The sequence below is a fragment of the Acinetobacter sp. YH01004 genome (assembly GCF_013420455.1).
In the GTDB taxonomy this organism is placed as follows: Bacteria; Pseudomonadota; Gammaproteobacteria; order Pseudomonadales; family Moraxellaceae; genus Acinetobacter; species Acinetobacter towneri.
On the sequence record NZ_VOXZ01000007.1, the window covers coordinates 34,331 to 52,734 of the forward strand.

The 18,404-nt window shown below is 43.3% G+C and carries 16 protein-coding genes and 1 riboswitch; of the genes, 3 read left to right on the forward strand and 13 right to left on the reverse strand.

The window, feature by feature from the left end; translation table 11 throughout:
- Window positions 1-249 precede the first annotated feature (249 nt).
- Window positions 250-1,236 carry a mechanosensitive ion channel family protein gene (locus FTT71_RS06580; RefSeq protein WP_131261199.1) on the forward strand — a complete coding sequence of 329 codons (987 nt, stop codon included), beginning with the start codon at window positions 250-252 and terminating at the stop codon, window positions 1,234-1,236.
- Here the strand turns inward: FTT71_RS06580 and FTT71_RS06585 are convergent.
- The 5 genes from FTT71_RS06585 to prfB form a co-directional block, all read right to left on the reverse strand.
- Window positions 1,210-1,923, reverse strand: coding sequence for a 16S rRNA (uracil(1498)-N(3))-methyltransferase (locus FTT71_RS06585; RefSeq protein ID WP_154320190.1), 714 nt, complete (start codon window positions 1,921-1,923; stop codon window positions 1,210-1,212). The genes FTT71_RS06580 and FTT71_RS06585 overlap by 27 nt on opposite strands.
- Before the next feature lie 2 nt (window positions 1,924-1,925).
- Entirely contained in the window at window positions 1,926-3,206 is a 1,281-nt protein-coding gene (locus FTT71_RS06590; protein ID WP_179990252.1) for a 3-deoxy-D-manno-octulosonic acid transferase, read from the reverse strand.
- 84 nt (window positions 3,207-3,290) lie between these two features.
- Entirely contained in the window at window positions 3,291-4,370 is a 1,080-nt protein-coding gene (locus tag FTT71_RS06595) for an alkene reductase (protein ID WP_131261202.1), read from the reverse strand.
- 20 nt (window positions 4,371-4,390) lie between these two features.
- Window positions 4,391-4,690 (reverse strand): helix-turn-helix transcriptional regulator, encoded by a 300-nt coding sequence (locus tag FTT71_RS06600; RefSeq protein ID WP_019837093.1) that lies wholly within the window; start codon window positions 4,688-4,690, stop codon window positions 4,391-4,393.
- 157 nt (window positions 4,691-4,847) lie between these two features.
- A protein-coding gene (prfB, locus tag FTT71_RS06605; RefSeq protein ID WP_104852716.1) for a peptide chain release factor 2 occupies window positions 4,848-5,943 on the reverse strand; the annotation gives its coding sequence in 2 pieces (ribosomal slippage) (window positions 4,848-5,870 and window positions 5,872-5,943; 1,095 coding nt in all).
- Window positions 5,944-6,514: 571 nt separating this feature from the next.
- Here prfB and FTT71_RS06610 point away from each other — a divergent pair.
- Window positions 6,515-7,297, forward strand: a complete 783-nt coding sequence (locus tag FTT71_RS06610; RefSeq protein WP_179990846.1) for a putative porin — start codon at window positions 6,515-6,517, stop codon at window positions 7,295-7,297.
- 173 nt (window positions 7,298-7,470) lie between these two features.
- Entirely contained in the window at window positions 7,471-8,349 is an 879-nt protein-coding gene (locus FTT71_RS06615; protein WP_179990847.1) for a putative porin, read from the forward strand.
- 56 nt (window positions 8,350-8,405) lie between these two features.
- Here FTT71_RS06615 and recJ read toward each other — a convergent pair whose 3' ends face one another.
- The 8 genes from recJ to FTT71_RS06655 form a co-directional block, all read right to left on the reverse strand.
- Window positions 8,406-10,109 (reverse strand): single-stranded-DNA-specific exonuclease RecJ, encoded by a 1,704-nt coding sequence (recJ, locus tag FTT71_RS06620; RefSeq protein WP_180160827.1) that lies wholly within the window; start codon window positions 10,107-10,109, stop codon window positions 8,406-8,408.
- Between the two features lie 13 nt (window positions 10,110-10,122).
- Window positions 10,123-10,779 (reverse strand): pyridoxamine 5'-phosphate oxidase, encoded by a 657-nt coding sequence (gene pdxH / locus FTT71_RS06625; RefSeq protein WP_131261206.1) that lies wholly within the window; start codon window positions 10,777-10,779, stop codon window positions 10,123-10,125.
- Window positions 10,780-10,793: 14 nt separating this feature from the next.
- Window positions 10,794-12,125 (reverse strand): phosphoglucosamine mutase, encoded by a 1,332-nt coding sequence (gene glmM / locus FTT71_RS06630; protein WP_131261207.1) that lies wholly within the window; start codon window positions 12,123-12,125, stop codon window positions 10,794-10,796.
- A 142-nt stretch (window positions 12,126-12,267) separates the two neighbouring features.
- Window positions 12,268-13,734: an IMP dehydrogenase gene (guaB, locus tag FTT71_RS06635; RefSeq protein ID WP_180160828.1), complete on the reverse strand. Its 1,467-nt coding sequence runs from the start codon at window positions 13,732-13,734 to the stop codon at window positions 12,268-12,270.
- 328 nt (window positions 13,735-14,062) lie between these two features.
- A complete protein-coding gene (locus FTT71_RS06640; RefSeq protein WP_004974255.1) occupies window positions 14,063-14,428 on the reverse strand; it encodes a YkgJ family cysteine cluster protein in 366 nt (121 codons plus the stop codon).
- A 106-nt stretch (window positions 14,429-14,534) separates the two neighbouring features.
- Window positions 14,535-15,332, reverse strand: a complete 798-nt coding sequence (locus FTT71_RS06645) for an MBL fold metallo-hydrolase (RefSeq protein WP_004974253.1) — start codon at window positions 15,330-15,332, stop codon at window positions 14,535-14,537.
- Window positions 15,333-15,517: 185 nt separating this feature from the next.
- Complete coding sequence (locus FTT71_RS06650; RefSeq protein WP_004974251.1) at window positions 15,518-16,093, reverse strand: TMEM165/GDT1 family protein; 576 nt, start codon at window positions 16,091-16,093, stop codon at window positions 15,518-15,520.
- Between the two features lie 72 nt (window positions 16,094-16,165).
- Window positions 16,166-16,325, reverse strand: a riboswitch (yybP-ykoY riboswitch).
- 98 nt (window positions 16,326-16,423) lie between these two features.
- Entirely contained in the window at window positions 16,424-18,403 is a 1,980-nt protein-coding gene (locus FTT71_RS06655) for a 2-oxo acid dehydrogenase subunit E2 (protein WP_179988751.1), read from the reverse strand.
- Between the last annotated feature and the right edge of the window lies 1 nt (window position 18,404).

Sequence of the window (18,404 nt, forward strand, 5' to 3'; positions counted from 1 at the left end):
GCATTATTTTTAAAGAAAATATCGTCTAATAACCGTGAGTATTAACATTTTTTTACGCAGCCAATCATTCATACCTGCGACCCTGTCTTACAGATAAAACCACATACAACTCGCAGTTTAAATGCTACAAAATAGTACGCTCATCACTTCTATCCAAGTTGTCTAAAATACTGGCAAGTAAGCATTGCTCATTAACCAAATTGAGTTTTTCAGGCAAAATAGTCGCTTCATTTTGAATTCGGAATTATCGTGGCAGAATCCAAACCCTCACTCAGTGAAGTTTCTGAAAACACCAGTCAGCTGTTGCAGGAAGCCACTGAAAAAACCACGCAAACCGTGATCAATCATACGGCCAAGTACAATGACGCCTACTCCACCATCGACAAAATTATGGAAGGATTTTGGGAACGTGTGCCGTATTTGATGATTGCAGCCGTGGTGCTGATTCTGTTTTGGCTGCTTGCCCGACTGTTTAAATGGTTTATTCGCAAGACCCTGAACAATCGTTCCTATACCCGACAAAATTTGGTTTTGGTGCTGAATCGGGTCGGTAGCTCTGCAATTATTTTCTTTGGTTTTCTAATTGCGATGGTGATTGCAATTCCAGGTTTTACCCCAAGCCAACTGATGAGTGCTTTAGGTCTAGGCTCCGTGGCAATTGGTTTTGCTTTTAAAGATATTTTCCAGAATTTATTATCGGGTGTGCTCATTTTGATTGGAGAACCATTTAAAATTGGTGATGACATCATCGTGAATAATATGGAAGGTACGGTAGAAGATATTCAGATTCGTGCCACCTTCCTGCGCTCTCCCGATGGGCGTCGAATCGTGATTCCAAATGCTACGGTGTATACCAGTGCCGTAACGGTCAATACGGCTTATACCCGTCGTCGTTGCGAGTTTGTGGTCGGTATTGGTTATGAAGATGACGTACAAAAAGCCAAAGATATTATTTTGGCCATTTTAGACCGTGACATAAAAATCTTGAGCCAACCTGCATTTAGCGTCAATGTCACTGCCTTGGCCGATTTTTCGATTAATTTAAATGTGCGTTGGTGGGTAAATACGACGGAAACCACCACTTCAGCATCCATCAGTGAAGTGCAGGAACGGGTGATTGCCGCGTTTGCCGAACATCACATTTCGATTCCTTATCCTGTGCAGGAAGTGAAAGTTTATCGTGGTGATGCAGCAGTCAATGAAGATGATTCAGCCCGCACTAAACAAACGCCCTAAAACATAAGCAATCACAGTTTCAGTACGAATAATACGGTTGCCCAAGTGCCGCGCTTGGCAGCCGTTTTTTTCGAGCAAATCAATTTCGTAGGGAATAAATCCACCTTCTGGGCCAATCACAATACTGCATGGATGTTGGATGGCATGTGGCATAGCTTGATCGGTATAAGGATGCGCCACATAAGCAGAACAATCGGCAGAAATCAAACCGGGCAAAACATCTTCCACAAAGGGTTTAAAGCGTTTATAAAGTTGGATCTCAGGTGCAATGGTATCGCCTGCTTGCTCCAAACCCAACGTCACATATTGATCCAACTGCTGTAAAAAAGGCGTTTGCCAATAGCTTTTATCGACTCGATAGCTGTGCAGTAAAATAATTTTTTCCACACCTAGCGTCACGCTATCCATAATTAAACGACGTAATACTTTAGGGCGTGGTAAAGCCACAATCAGGGTCACAGGCAGTTTTTTCGGTACAGCTTCTTCATACAGGGCTTTGACTTGAATCCGCTGCTCACTAACGTCCACCACTTCGGTCAAATAACGCTTGCCACCGCGAATCCCGACTTTCAAGGTGTCACCGACTTGTACACCGACATGCGTGTGTAAATGCTGCACTTGGCGCTGGGCGCTAATAGACCACACTTCATTTGTGGTCTGCCGAGGGTCAAGCAAAACGATATTCATATTTAAAGATACTGATTAATCACGTGAATATGCTCAGTCAAAGAGCCACGATTTTTATACATAATCACTTGAGCATTTTGATTCAGCTGAGCACGCAACGCAGGTTCAAACAACAATTGCGTTAACGTATTTACAGCTTGTTCAGCATCTTCGACCACATACACGGCTTCTGCTGCAACAAACTCATCCACAATACTTTGAAAGTTAAAATAATTTTTGCCCAATACCGTGGCGACATTTAAGGCCAAAGGCTCTAAAATATTATGCCCACCGCCAGGTTCATTCAGCGAACCACCAACATAACAGGCCTGACTTAAGGCGTACCACAACCACATTTCACCCATGCTATCGGCTAAATACACTTGTGTTTCGGGTTGAATCGCTTCAGCCAAACTACGGCGCTGCATATTGAGTTGCAGTTTTTTCACCTGCACAGCCACTTCATCAAAACGCTCTGGATGGCGCGGCACAACAATACATAACAGTTCAGGATGCTGTGCGAAATAAGGTTTCAAAGCAGTCAATAATTGCTGTTCTTCAGGCGCATGGGTACTGGCAAGGGTGATAATTTTGCGATGTGCCAATTGCCAAGTCTGTTGCAACTGCGCGGCTTGCTCTACAAAATCTTCTGGCGCAGTAATATCAAATTTAATATTACCCACCACGTTTGTACGCTCGGCAGGCATCCCCAATGCGATAAAACGCTGCTGTGTGGCAGAGTCTTGCGCCAAAAGTTGCTGCAAATTTTGCAACATGCCGCGAGTTAATCCTTTAACTTTGGCATAACCTTTGGCCGATTTTTCCGAAAGCCGCGCATTAATCAACAAACACGGGACTTGAAAATGCTGCGCCTGATCAATCAAATTAGGCCACAATTCTGTTTCGACCAGTGCCAATAATTTAGGCTGATATTTCTGATAAAACTCACGAATTAAATGCACCTGATCGGCAGGTAAATACACGGCTTGAAATAAATCTAAATACGGTGCTTTTAAAAATAATGATTTGGCGCGTGCCTGCCCCGTTTTGGTGGTATTGGTGACTAAAACGGGATGTCCCACTTTTAAATAATGTTCAATTAAAGGTTGTGCGGCATTAGTTTCCCCCACCGACACCACATGAAACCAAATGGCATGTAAATTTTTAGCAGGCTGAAATGGGCCAAAACGCTCAAGCAGTTCTTGTTGTAATTGCTCAGGATATTCGGCACGTTTACGAATACGTGACTGATAAATCGGTTTTAACAGCGCCAAGGCTGCGTTATACCAAAATGGAGTAGCCAAAAGATGCGCCCCAAAGAAAGATTATCGGCAAAATATAACAGAGCCACACGCGCATGTTAATTGCATGTGGCGCTATACTGGCTTTTATTCTACAGCGTGTTGTGTTTCCGCCAAAGTTGGATAATCGATATAGCCTTCTGCAACGGCTGTACCAATCATGTTTTCCAGCTTGAGTTCGTTTAAAGGTACATCTGCCAATAAACGCTCATACAAGTCTGGATTGGCAATATACGCCTTACCAAATGACACCGCATCGGCCTTGCCCGAAGCCAATAATTCCACGGCATCAGCACGACTTAAACGCATGTTCGCGATATATGGCACACCGCCTGAACGTACTTTCATTTCTTGGGAAATGCTGTCTTCGGCTAAATATTCGCGGGTAAAGAAAAAGGCGATTTTACGCTGCCCCAATTGCTGCATGACATAGCCGAAGGTTTCACGTGGATCATCATCTCCCATGTCGTGCTCATCGCCACGTGGTGCTAAATGCACACCGACTCGACCTGCGCCCCAGACTTCAATTAAGGCGTCCATCACTTCTAACAAGAAACGCGCACGATTTTCAACCGAACCACCGTATTCATCGTCACGTTGGTTGGTTTTGCTTTGCAGGAATTGATCAATCAAATAACCATTGGCTGCATGCAACTCTACCCCATCAAATCCTGCTTCTTTGGCACGGATGGCGGCTTGTTTATATTGCTCGGTAATGGTGTGGATTTCTGCAATTTCTAAGGCACGTGGCAACACATATTCACGTTTAGGACGCAACAAACTGACATAACCCGCTTGTTGTACCGCACTTGCCGATACTGGTGTTGCGCCATTGAGTAAATTTGGATGTGAAACACGACCTACATGCCACAGTTGCGCCACAATCAAACCACCTTTGGCATGCACGGCATCGGTAACGAGTTTCCAACCCTGCACTTGAGCATCGGTAAACAATCCTGGGGTATTTAAATAACCATTGGCTTCTTCAGAAATTACCGTTGCTTCTGAAAGAATCAAACCTGCACTGGCACGCTGTGCATAATATTCTGCCATCATTGGCGTTGGAACACGGTCATCGCTGGCGCGGCTACGGGTTAAAGGTGCCATCACCACACGGTTTTTTAGATGCAGATCACCCAAAACTAAAGGAGAGTCTAATTCAGCCATTTTTGCCTCTAATCTCACAGTTAAAGTGAGTGTTTTAAATATTCGACATATTGCTGAATGAGTGCTTCATTACGAGAAAAATACGACCATTGTCCATATTTTTCTGCACGAATAAGACCTGCCTGTTGCAGTACCGATAAATGATTTGACATGGTCGATTGCGACACGTTGCCCAAACGCTCAATGTGTCCTGCACATACGCCACGCTTAAAGTCGCCACACTCATCTACCGACAAAAATTGTTCTGGTGCTTTTAACCATTCTAAAATTTGCCGACGGGTAGGATTGGCTAAGGCTTTAAAGATTAAATCGACATCCATCATTCAGACACATATTCGTAAATATAAGCCCAATTCAGCAGCTGCTTTTAATATATCGTATTTTTTCGATATTAATATCGTTTTTTTACGATTTATATGAATTTTTAAGCAACTTCACTGAATTGGGCAGACTCATTAGGATCTTACAGACCGTAACTTATAGACCCTGCTTTAAACTGGCTTCAATAAACTTGTCTAAATCACCATCTAAAACCGCACCTGTATTTGAAGTTTCCACGCCTGTACGCAAGTCTTTAATACGTGAATCATCCAATACATAAGAGCGAATTTGGCTTCCCCAACCAATATCAGACTTCGAGTCTTCCAGTGCTTGAGCCGCCTCATTACGTTTACTCATTTCCAGTTCATACAACTTGGCACGTAACTGTTTCCACGCATGGTCACGGTTGGCGTGTTGCGAACGTTGGTTCTGACAAGCAACCACAATACCTGTAGGTGCGTGGGTTAAACGTACCGCAGAGTCGGTTTTATTAATGTGCTGACCACCCGCACCCGATGCACGATACGTATCGGTACGAACATCGGCAGGGTTAATATCAATTTCAATATTGTCATCCACTTCTGGTGAAACAAACACTGCAGAAAATGACGTATGACGACGGTTACCTGAGTCAAATGGCGATTTACGCACTAAACGATGCACACCCGATTCAGTGCGCAACCAACCATAGGCATATTCGCCTTCTACGCGAATGGTCGCAGATTTAATCCCTGCCACATCACCATCCGATTCTTCCATCAATTCTGCTTTAAAGCCGTGACGTTCAATCCAGCGCATATACATACGCAACAGCATCGATGCCCAGTCTTGCGCTTCTGTACCACCCGAACCTGCCTGAATTTCGACATAGCATGGGTTTGGATCCATTGGATTGCTGAACATACGGCGGAATTCTAATTTCGCCAGTTCTTCTTCTGCAGAAGTCAATTCAGACTGCACATCCACCAATAAATCTTCATCATCGGCTTCAACGGCTAAATCCAGCATGGCTTGGGCATCTTCTAACTGGGTCGCCAAACCTTCTAGGACATGAATCACGTTTTCAAGCTCGCCCTTTTCTTTGGCCATGGCTTGCGCTCGACTTTGATCATTCCAGATTGCAGGATCTTCTAACTCGCGGAGAACCTCTTCTAAACGCTCTTTTTTCAGATCGTAGTCAAAGATACCCCCGTAGTGTTTGACCACGTTCGTTCAAGTCTTTTAATTGGTTTAGATAAGGATTAATTTCCACGTAAATTCTCTCAATTAACAATGAAGCTTATTAACTGATAATTGTAGCACAGACATGTTCTGGCATTTCTATCCTGCTGTAAATTCCAGCATAACTTTTCAGCTTTTATAAGTTGAATGCTAAATGTGGTTAAAAATAAAGATCGCTTTAAACTTTTAAAGTGAAAGCCTGATGATATCCAACCTAAAATAGCATGCACGATTAACACGGATATTTATCTTAATGGCCGATCTATCGCCCTGATTTTTTGCCTGACACATTCAGCTGAAAACATGCTTAAAAAGTGGTGTATGGTAATTGCTTCAACCCGCCAAATAAAACAAAGATGAAACAAGTTTGATGATTTAATGATCAAATTTAGTAAAATTCACAAAACCTACATAGTTTTAATAAAACAAAACATTTAATTATTTCATTTTTATTTCAATCACTTAAATAAAAAAAATTACACAAACTTACGCTTGAAACAATGCGGTAACTTTCCTGTGATTGACGCTGATTTTTTTTCGCCTAGACTGAAAGTTGTAACAAAAAGTTTAACTGTTAACCAGATTTCAGAGGGGTACTTTCCATGAAAAAATTAGCAATCGCATCCGCCCTACTTTCAGCTTTGGCTATCACTGGTACTGCGAACGCATACCAAGCTGAAATTGGTGCATCAGCAGGACTGATTGATCCAGACAACGACAGTTCAAGCGGTTCATTCGGTGTTGATGGTACTTATTACTTTAACCCTGTACAAACCCGTAATGCACCTTTGGCAGAAGCAGCGTTCCTTGATCGTGCTAGCAACGTAAATGCCAAATACCAATATGACGAAGTCGGTAATGATGAACGTCATCGTTACGGCGTAGGTGCTGAAGTTTACATTCCTAACTCAGATTTCTATGTGAGTGGTAATGTTGGTCGCGACGATATGAAATTTGACCGCGGTGGCGATTTTGATGAGACTGTTTATGGCGCTGAAGTCGGTTATTTACCCGCACCAGGTTTATTAATTGCTGCAGGTCTAAAAGGCTACGACAACGATTATGACGACGGTGTCGATCCTACGCTTCGCGCTAAATATGTCACTTCTCTAAGCAATGGTAAAGATATCAACTTAGAAGCAGGCGCAGGTTTTGGTGATTTAGACGAATATAACCTTGCGGCAGATTACTTCATCGATAAAACCTTAAGTCTAGGTGTAGACTACTACAGTAAAGATCGTGACTACGGTGATACTAACGAATTTGGTATCAATGCACGTAAATTCTTTACCCCGCAAATCAGCCTCGAAGGCCGTGTTGGCTTTGGTGAAGTTGGCAACAATGACTATAACCGCTTTGGTGTCGCTGCAAAATATCGCTTCTGAGTTTAGCCTAATTAGATATTCAAACAGCACTCTTCTTCGGAAGGGTGCTTTTTTATGCCTCAAAATAAAGCAGTTAGGTAGAAATAGTGCATTGACTGTATGTTTATTTTCCGTACAATCAGCAACAACTGTAACAAAACAGTCATATTTCTACAACAGAGGGAATCTCAATAATGTTTAAAAAACTTGCGCTTGCAACTGCTCTTCTTGCTGGTTTAAGTACTGCTCATGCGTATCAATTTGAAATCAATGGTGGGTATGAAAACACTGATTTTGATAATAATTTAGGTGGTGTAGAACTTGAGTCTGATGGCGACTTATTCTTTATTAATGGTAAATATTACCTAAATGGTGTTCAAGTCAAAAATGTACCTTTAGCTGAAGCTGCTTTTTTAGCTAAAGCGAGCAATATTGGCTTAGGATATCTTAATGCCCAAAATGAACTCAACATAGGTAACGTCAAGGCAGAAGAAGAATATGACATTGTTGGTATTAACGGTGAGTTTTATATCCCTAATACCCAATTTTATATTGGTGGTAGCTTAAACCGTTTGGACTATACAGGTTCGGTAACTACCCCTGGACTTCATGAAGAAGAGTCTGAAGATAATACTGGTTACTCTTTAGAAGCAGGTTATCTACCTACAAATGGTCTACTATTAGCGGTTGGTGTCGCAAAAGACAGCTTCGATCCAATGTTAGCTTCTAAAATTGGATTTGCAAGCACACTTGGTTATGGGGTGGCTGTAGTTGATGAAACAGCTGTTTCTTTACGCGCAAAATATGTATCTCAAATAGGTAACTATTATACGAATTTTGAGGGTGTTTCTTATTTCGGCGATGAAACAGTATATCGTCTAGGTGCAGACCTTTATATCGACCCAACTCTAAGTGTTGGTGTTGCTTTTGCTGATTCAACAGAAGATGACTCTGATACTATCTTTAATGTCCGTGCACAAAAATTCTTTACCCCTGCATTTGCTGTAGGTGTGAATTACACGACAACTGATGGTGCGGACTCTTACGGCATCAATGGTACATTCCGCTTCTAATCCCTTACATTAAAAGCAAAAAAATCCGCTCAAATGTGAGCGGATTTTTATTTGGGCTACTGCTCCAAATGCACAATCTGCAGTTGTAAACTGACATTGCTATTAAACACATTGCGTTCTAATTCATAAACCAAACGCACATGATCCAGCATTGGGTTAAAGTCAAATTTATCTTTGGCACCAAAGGCAATCGCATCCAGCACTTGGCCATTCTGCAACACCAGACGCAGTTTTAAATGCGTCTCTTTAAGCCATCTAAAATCGACCACTTTAAAACGCCCTTCAAATACAGGTTGCGGAAATTTATGTCCCCACGGTGCCAAATGCTGCAGCATCTCTACCGTGTGTAAATGAAAAGCCTCTTGCGGCAATTCACCATCTGTCCACAGCACAGCATGAAATAAATCTGCATCCATTTGCGCAATGATCTGTTCAAAGACCTGTTTAAATTCTGCAAAGTGCGCCTTTTTAATGGTCAAACCTGCCGCAGCTGCATGCCCACCAAAATGACTAACCAAATGTGGATATTGTTCTGCAACCAATTCTATAGTGTCACGTATGTGAATCCCCTCAATTGAACGGGCAGAGCCTTTAATATGCTCACCATCTTCATCGGCAGCAAATACAATCGCAGGGCGATGGAACTGCTCTTTTAAACGTCCTGCGACAATTCCAATCACGCCTTGATGCCAATGTTCTTCAAACATAATCAAAGCATGCGGTAAATCGCTTTGATCTAACTGCAACTTTTCCAATTCTGCCAGCGCATCTTGTTTAATTTGTGCTTCAACCTGACGACGTTCCTGATTCAAAGCATTTAACTGACGTGCCAAAGCATAGGCACTTTGCATATCCGTTGCCAATAAACACTCGATTCCAATATCCATCGTTTCCATGCGCCCTGCAGCATTAATACGTGGCCCTAAGACAAAACCTAAATCCTGCGCTTTAAGCTGTGTGGGTTCACGCCCTGCCAAGTCTAGCAATGCGCTAATCCCAGGACGACATAAATTCTGCTGTATCCGTTTTAAGCCTGCATCCACCAAAATACGGTTGTTATAATCCAGACTGGCTACATCGGCATAGGTGCCCAAAGCCACCAAATCTAAATATTGCGTTAAATTTGCAGCAGATTTGCCCTGTTTTTTACGCTGACTGGATAAGTTCGCCAACACATAAAATGCCACACCCACACCTGCCAAGGCTTTACTTGGGAAATCACAACCCAATTGGTTTGGATTGACCACAGCCTCTGCATTTGGGGTGGCTTTCGTTGTGAGGTGATGATCGGTAATGATGACCTGCATCCCCAAAGCTTGCGCACGTTCCACGCCTGCATGACTGGAAATTCCGTTATCTACCGTAATTAATAGATCAGGCGCATAACGTTCAAAAGCCAAATCGGCAATGGCGGGGGTTAAGCCATAACCATATTTAAAACGGTCAGGTACTAAATACTGCACGTGTGCGCCCATTTCGCGCAGTGCCAAAATCATAAGTGTGGTACTGGTCGCGCCATCGGCATCGTAATCGCCCACAATTACAATTTTTTTCTGCTGATCAATCGCCTGATCCATCAGCTGAATTGCTTCTGGTAGACCTTTCATGCTTGGAGCAAGTAAGTGCTTCAGTTTAAGTTCTAGTTCCTGCTCAGACGCAACGCCACGGCGCGCTAAAATTTGAGCAACAAATGTAGAGACGCCCTGAAAGTTTTCAGGGCGTGTAAGTAAAGGTCTTTGTTTTATTAGAATTTTTGACATAGTTTCCAGTCATTTAAGGCATCAAGCGTTGTAGTTTCCAGTCACCTTCAATTTTTTCATAAGCTAAGCGGTCATGCAAACGGTTCGGACGACCTTGCCAAAATTCGTAATAATCAGGCTGCAAGCGGTAACCGCCCCAAAATACAGGTTTTTGCAATTCAGATTGATCGCCCACTTGGGCATGCAAGTCTTGGAAACGCGCCTGTAGTTCTTCACGGCTGGCAATCACACCACTTTGCGGAGTGCTAATATGCGCAGCGATTTGGTTGTCACGTGGGCGTTTGTGATAATACGCTGTCGATTCTTGCTCATCAATTTTTTCGACATAACCGCTGACACGAATCTGACGTTCCAGTTCAGGCCAGTAAAATAACAATTCAGCATAAGGATTGGCCGCTAAATCCAACCCTTTTTGACTGTCATAATTGGTATAAAAGTCATAGCCTGCTTCGGTGGCTCCACGCAGCAACACAGTACGCACATGCGGACGACCTTGCGCATTGGCAGTCGCCAATGACATCGCATACGGTTCATGCAGCTTGGCTTCTAAGGCATGGTTAAACCAATTCAAAAACTGAATATGCGGATTGGCACTGACCTGTGCTTCTAGCAATTCACCTTTTTGGTAACTTAAACGCAGCTCACTTAAATCTTTAATTAAATCACTCACGATTTACCCCCCTTTTAGACGGCATGACGACGTACAGCATCTGCTAAATCTTTCGCCATTGCCTTCACTTCAGCCAAATCATCACCTTCCACCATGACACGAATCACAGGTTCAGTGCCCGATTTACGAATCAATAAGCGTCCACGACCTTTCAGCTGTTCCGTAGCACGGTCAAACTCTTCCACCAAGGCAGGAACGGTATACGGATCAAACATATTTGCTAAGCGCACGTTTTCCAGCACATTTGGCAACAGTTTAAAATCTGCCACCAATTCATGTAGGGCTTTATTTTGTTCGACCATCACCGTTAACACTTGCAAGGCAGCAATAATTGCATCACCTGTGGTGCTCTTGTCCAAAGTCAAAATATGCCCCGATGGCTCACCACCAATAACCCAGCCATTTTCTTCCAGACCTTGTAGCACGTAACGGTCACCGACATTGGCACGGAGTAATGGTACTTGGGCTTTTTCTAACGCCAATTCCAGCGCCATATTGCTCATTAACGTCCCAACAATACCTGCAGGTTTTTTCGAGCCTTGTGTGGCAAGAATATATAAAATGTGGTCACCATCAATTTGCTTGCCTTGACTATCCACCAAAATCACACGGTCTGCATCACCATCAAATGCAACACCCAAATCCGCCTGATGCTCAAGCACTGCTTTTTGCAAACTTTCAGGATGGGTTGAGCCGCAATTTTCGTTGATGTTTAAACCATTTGGCTCATTGTGAATGGCAATCACTTTCGCACCTAATTCACGGAATACCGCAGGGCCAACATTGTAGGCAGCACCATTGGCGCAATCGACCACAATGGTGAGGTCATTTAAATCTAAATGATATGGAAAGGTCGATTTACAAAACTCGATGTAACGCCCATTGGCATCTTTAACACGAACGCTTTTACCCAAGTTGGCCGTATCATCAATTTTTAATTCTTGCTGCAATTCTTGGTTAATTTCTTCTTGCAAGGCATCTGGCAGCTTTTTCCCTTCGCCCGAGAAAAATTTAATCCCGTTATCAAAATACGGATTATGCGATGCTGAAATCACAATGCCTAAACTGGCATGCAAAGCGCGGGTTAAGTGCGCAATAGCGGGCGTCGGCAATGGGCCGAGCAAATGCACATAGACACCTGCGGCATTTAAACCCGCTTGTAATGCTGCTTCTAAAATATAGCCTGAAAGACGTGTATCTTTACCTAATACCACAATAGGTTTATTTTTTTTGGTGTGTTTTTTTAAAACTTTACCTGCTGCAAAACCTAGTTTTAATGCAAAATCAGGTGTAATTGGTAACTCTCCAAACTTCCCTCGAATGCCGTCTGTACCAAAATAACTCATATTGTTCTCACTTCTTAGGGGTGATCTTTATCATCACTTTTTTACTGCGAGTTACTTTACACCAAAAATGAAAAAGCCGTCACATTGATGACGGCTTTTATTTGAAAATGCTACTAAATATCAACCAACGCGATAGTTCATATTAACCAACGCGATAGTTCGGCGCTTCTTTAGTAATCGTCACATCATGCACGTGAGATTCCTGCATACCTGCTGCAGTAATTTTCACGAATTTAGCATTTTGGCGTAGATCTTCAATAGTTGAAGAACCTGTATAACCCATAGATGAACGTAAACCACCCATCATTTGATGCACGATGTTGCCCATTGGGCCTTTGTACGGTACACGACCTTCAATACCTTCTGGTACAAGTTTTTCTGCACCTGCTTTCGAGTCTTGGAAATAACGGTCTGCAGAACCTGTTGCACCTGCCATTGCACCCAATGAACCCATACCACGGTATGCTTTGTAGTAACGACCTTGGAAGAATTCAACTTCGCCCGGTGCTTCTTCAGTACCTGCAAGCAATGAACCGACCATAATGGTACTTGCACCTGAACCAATTGCTTTGGCCATATCACCAGAGAAGCGAATACCACCATCGGCAATTAATGGAATCTGTTCTTTCAATGCATTGGCAACAGCGTCAATTGCAGAGATTTGCGGCATACCAATACCTGCCACAATACGTGTGGTACAGATTGAACCCGGGCCAATCCCCACTTTCACTGCATCTGCACCTGCATCTAACAATGCCAAAGCAGCATCGCCAGTTGCAATGTTACCGCCAATCACTTGAACTTGTGGATAGTTGGCTTTTACCCAACGTACACGCTCAATTACGCCTGCAGAGTGACCGTGTGCAGTATCAACCACAATCGCATCGACACCTGCTTCAACCAATGCTTCTACACGGCTTGGTGTTTCTGCGCCTGTACCCACTGCAGCACCCACACGTAAACGACCTAAGTCATCTTTACAGCTGTTTGGATACAATTCTGCTTTACGGAAATCGGTCACCGTAATTAAGCCCTTAAGCTCTTGATTTTCATTAACAACCAACACTTTTTCAATGCGGTGTTGTTGCAATAAAGCTTGAATATTTTCTTTAGATTCGTCTTCGCGTACAGTCACTAAACGATCTTGGCCAGTCATGATGTTGCTGACAGGTTGTTCAAGGTTTGTTTCAAAACGTGTGTCACGTCCTGTCACAATACCCACTACTTTGCCATCTTTCACCACAGGCACACCGCTAATATTATTGGCTTGAGTCAGCGCAATCAATTCACGTACTGTAGTTTCTGGCGTTACGGTAATCGGGTCTTTCACCATACCCGCTTCAAATTTTTTCACACGGCGCACTTCGGCTGCTTGCGCAACGATGTCCATGTTTTTATGCAAAATACCAATACCACCGTTTTGCGCCATCGCAATTGCCATACGAGATTCAGTCACCGTATCCATTGCTGCTGAAACCAAAGGAATATTCAGGTCAATGCCGCGCGTAAAACGTGTCTTTAAGGAGACATCTTTTGGGAGAACAGTAGAATAGGCAGGGAGTAATAAGACATCATCGAAGGTTAACGCTTCTTGAACGATGGTCAGCATAACAGTCTCACTGGTAATTTCCGTGAGCCATTATAAACAAATCTGGGCACAAATTTCATTTGTTCTCTAAGAAATATTTTTTATTCTGCCCTTCTGGGGGATGCGACATGAAAAAATCGGTAATTTTCATCTAAAAATTGAAGTTTTCATCCTTAGTTTGCTTTTTAGCCGTGCAGGTTTAAAACTTGCGATGTTTCATTTTTCAGGCAGATAAAGCCGCTTCAATGTGAACCATGATTGGCTATTTATCCAAAATTAGCCGTAAAAAAAAGCAAAGCCGCAGCTTTGCTTTTTCAATCTGGATTGCGATCAACAACTTAAAGCACCATTAAACCACTTGATCGAAGTCATCATCATTCACAGAAATGGCTGGATCGACTTGCACAAATGGAATCATGTTATGCGCACGACGTGCTTTATTGCATTGATCATCGGCAATTTGCACTTCTTTACAAGAGCTGCTGCGTAATTCATAAATCCCGCAGCTCACTTGCTGTCCAACTTCACCTTCTAAAGCGACACAACGCGGCTGACTCTGATTGGTACCACACATGCATGAATAGACTGCTGTTACTGGTTCCGTGTAGTGCTCAGGCATATTCATGCCTTCAGCCCAATAAAATGAAACACGGAAATAAGCGCAACACGCGCCGCAGCTTAAGCAGGCATCTGCTGTAGGTACTTGAGACAACATTCGTTAAGTTCTCGTCATCAAAAAAATCGTTTTTGGGCGAAAATCTTAAAAAAAGTTGTTTTTGCACTCAAGTTTTTTTTACAGTTTTTTCAGCTTTTTTTGTCGCTTATTCAGGGCAGCTAAAAACGTGTTCGTCCATCAAATCGACGCCACATTCCAGTGTTTCAATCCAGTCTAAGAATTGATTCACCTGTTCTTTGCCCACAAATGGCGTACCGTGTTGCGGCACAATCATTTCAACGTCCATGGTGCGTACCATATTCACCCAGAGGCGAATCACTTTATTGGAACACATATAGCGCTGATGGAAGCCTTTCATCGCAGGAATATGCGCAGCAAAATCAGTCAATGGAATTGAAGCATCTTCCACCATTGACGCACCCATATCACCAGAAAATAAAATTTTGGCGATAGGATCATAAAACTGGAAATTACCAACAGAGTGCAAGAAGTGCGCAGGCACAGCAATAATTTTAGACTCGCCCAAAGGAATTGCCTGACCTTCATCTGGCAGTTCCACCAAACGATCTAGCCAGTTGCCTTTCATACGATCACTCATAAAAGATGAGCTTAAGTGCGGCAAGAAACGCGCCCACAATTTTGATGCTACGATTTTTGCTTCGGTATAGACCAACCAACGTGGCATTGAAGTGATGATGTCTGGGTCTTGGTGCGATGCCATGACATAGTCAAGATTGGTCAAACGGGTATATTTGTTTAATTCCATGGTCAGTGGTACATAGGTCAGGTCGCCACCCGGGTCTAGCACTGCGGCACGGTTATTATCAATGATCAGAAATTGGTTGGCCTGAACACCTTCACCTTTGACCAAACTGGTAAAACTAATACATTTATGTGTCCCATTATCAAATAAGACCTGCGATGTTGTACGGTCAAATGCCATAACCAATCCCCAATTTTTTCATTTTAAAAATAGATTTTCTATCATTGAATAACATATAGCTATTTATGGAAAGTTACAATAAATAAAATGGCTCAGATTATCTGAAATATCAGTGAATTGCAGTACCATTCACATAAATAAATCCCGAGCAGTTTGCTCAGGATTTATGCATTTTAATGAATAATTTAGAATAAATAATGTTGCGCCAAAGTCGACACACCAATAATTAGGAAAATCAGTGCACCAATTTTATGAATTAAAGCAATTGGCAATCGGGTCGCTAATTTATTGCCAATAAATACCGCAGGTGCATTGGCCAGCATCATCCCCAAAGTGGTTCCAAGCATGACCCAAAACACGCTGTCATAACGTGCGGCTAAAGCCACTGTGGCAATTTGAGTTTTATCGCCAATTTCTGCCAAAAAGAACAATACAAAGGTCGCGCCAAATACACCGTATTTTTGCCACTTGTTGATGCTTTCAGTTTCATCATCTAGCTGGTCTGGAATAAGCATCCAAATCGCCATGCCAATAAAACCTAAAGACAAAATCCACAATAAAATTTCTGGGCTAAGTACCGTGGTAATCCACTGCCCTAAAACTGCAGAAAGTCCGTGGTTAATGAGTGTTGCCAGTAAAATAGCAACCAAGATTGGAGCAGGTTTACGAAAACGTGCCGCGAGTAATAAAGCCAATAGTTGGGTTTTATCACCCATTTCGGCTAAGGCGACAATGGCAGTCGAGATGAGGAATTCATACATGATGTTTTTCTCTGGCTAGCACACATACCAATGACCTATCCCTCCTGCTAGCCAAAATCTGCAGAGTGATAAATCAAAGGTCTTGCCAACAAAAGAAAGCTTGAAAAAGCAGACTTGGTTCTTTGCTATGATGACCATGTTCTGTGGAACAAATATGTTGACCATCACCTTTTTACTGCATTCAGTTGAAACAGAAATTAGTAAAAAGCGGCTACTCCCCAATGAAGTACAGCTATTCTAAACGGAATACTGCGGTTAAGCAAATTTAGCCGAATAACGGCAGTGACAAAAAACCCTGCCGCAGCAGGGTTTTATAAAGCTTTTCTGAGTTTAGAGCAGCAAGCTACGAATATCTGCCAACAACTGGGTCAGTTTATGGGTAAAACGTGCTGCATCTGCGCCATTAATTACCCGATGGTCATACGACAATGACAATGGCAACATCAAGCGCGGATCAAAGCCTTCACCATTCCAGACAGGCTGCATGGTCGCTGGTGAAATACCCAAAATCGCAACCTGCGGCCAGTTCACCAACGGCGTAAATGCCGTACCGCCAATCGAACCTAAACTGGTGATGGTAAAGTTTGCACCTTGTAAATCTTTAGGCGACAACTTTTTATCACGCGCTTTTTGACTCAACTCACCCAGTTCAATCGCAATTTGTTTAATCGATTTCTGATCTGGATTACGTAGTACAGGCACGGTTAAACCATCGGGGGTTGCCACCGCAATGCCCATGTGGATTTCTTTACGCAGCAGCACAGACTTTTGATCGTCTGCCAGATGCGCAGCGAAATATGGCTCATCTTTCAGCAAATGCGCTACTGCTTTGGCAATGAACGCCAAAATGGTCAGGCTGACACCTTCTTTTTTGAAGTTGGCTTTCAATTCACCGCGCCACGCTTCTAGCTCGGTAATATCGGCCAAATCAAATTGCGTGACTTGTGGGATGTAATTGTTCAGGGACAATTGCGGAATTGACACTTGTTGTAAGCGCGTCAAATCTTTTTCTTCCACACCACCAAATGCACTAAAGTCAGGTAGCTTTGGCAAACCTGTAACTTGCTGTGTTGTAGCAGCGACAGGAACAGTCTGCGGCGCAGTAAGACGCGCTTTGACATAAGCCTTCAAGTCTTCTTTGAGTACACGCGCATGTGGGCCAGTGGCGTTTACATCTGCTAAAACAACACCCAACTCACGTGCCAGTTTACGCACAGCAGGGCCTGCATACACTTTTGCATTGGCTTCATGTTGCGCCTTACTCAATTTGTCTACATTCGTATGCGCGCTTGCTGCAACTGTCGTGCTTTGTGCTGTAGATGCAGCACTGACTGCTGGCGATGTACTTGGTGCAGAGGCAACTTGAGCTGCTGCAACTGCTGTTGGTGCAGCTGCGCTTGCAGTTACTATCGTCACTAATGCATTGCCCTGCGCAACACTTTGTCCTAATTCTACATGAATCGCTTGAATCACGCCTGCAGTAGTACTTGGCACTTCTACCGTAGCCTTGTCTGATTCCACCACAATCAAACTTTGGTCAGCAGCAACCGTATCGCCCACTTGTACCAAAATTTCTGCCACTGTGGCTTTATCGACCCCTAAATCAGGCACTGCGACTTCAACCTGTGCTGATGCTGTTGTTTGTGGTGCCGATGCAGTTGCTGCGCTCGCTGTTGCAGCAGCCGCTTCTGCTGATGCCACTTGAGGTGTTTCCACCTGTGTGACTGCAGCAGCGGCGGTTTTCACTTTCAGAATCACCACACCTTCTTTTACGGTATCACCCGTATTGATTTGGATAGCGGTAACTGTACCCGACACCGTACTCGGCACTTCTACTGTGGCTTTGTCCGACTCCACCACAATAATGCTTTGATCAACATCAATCGCATCGCCGACTTGTACTAAAATTTCCCCAACAACGGCTTTTTCCACGCCAATGTCAGGTACTTGTACATCTACTTCTTGCGCAGTGTTTGATGTCGCTGAGCTTGGTTCTGCAGCGATCACTGGTTCAGCATCTTGCTTCGGTGCAGCATCTACTTGGGCTTGCGGTGCAGCAACTTCTGTAGCAGCTGCCGTTTGAGCTTCAGTTTCCAACTCAATCAGCACCGCACCTTCAGTCACTTCATCGCCTTGTTGTACCAAAATACTTTTCACCACCCCTGCAACGGTGCTGGGTACTTCAACAGAGGCTTTGTCTGATTCCAATAGGACAATGCTGTCATCAACTGCAATCGTGTCGCCAACTTTGACAAGAATATCTGCAACAGTGGCTTTATCGACACCAATATCAGGCGTTTGAATTTGCATG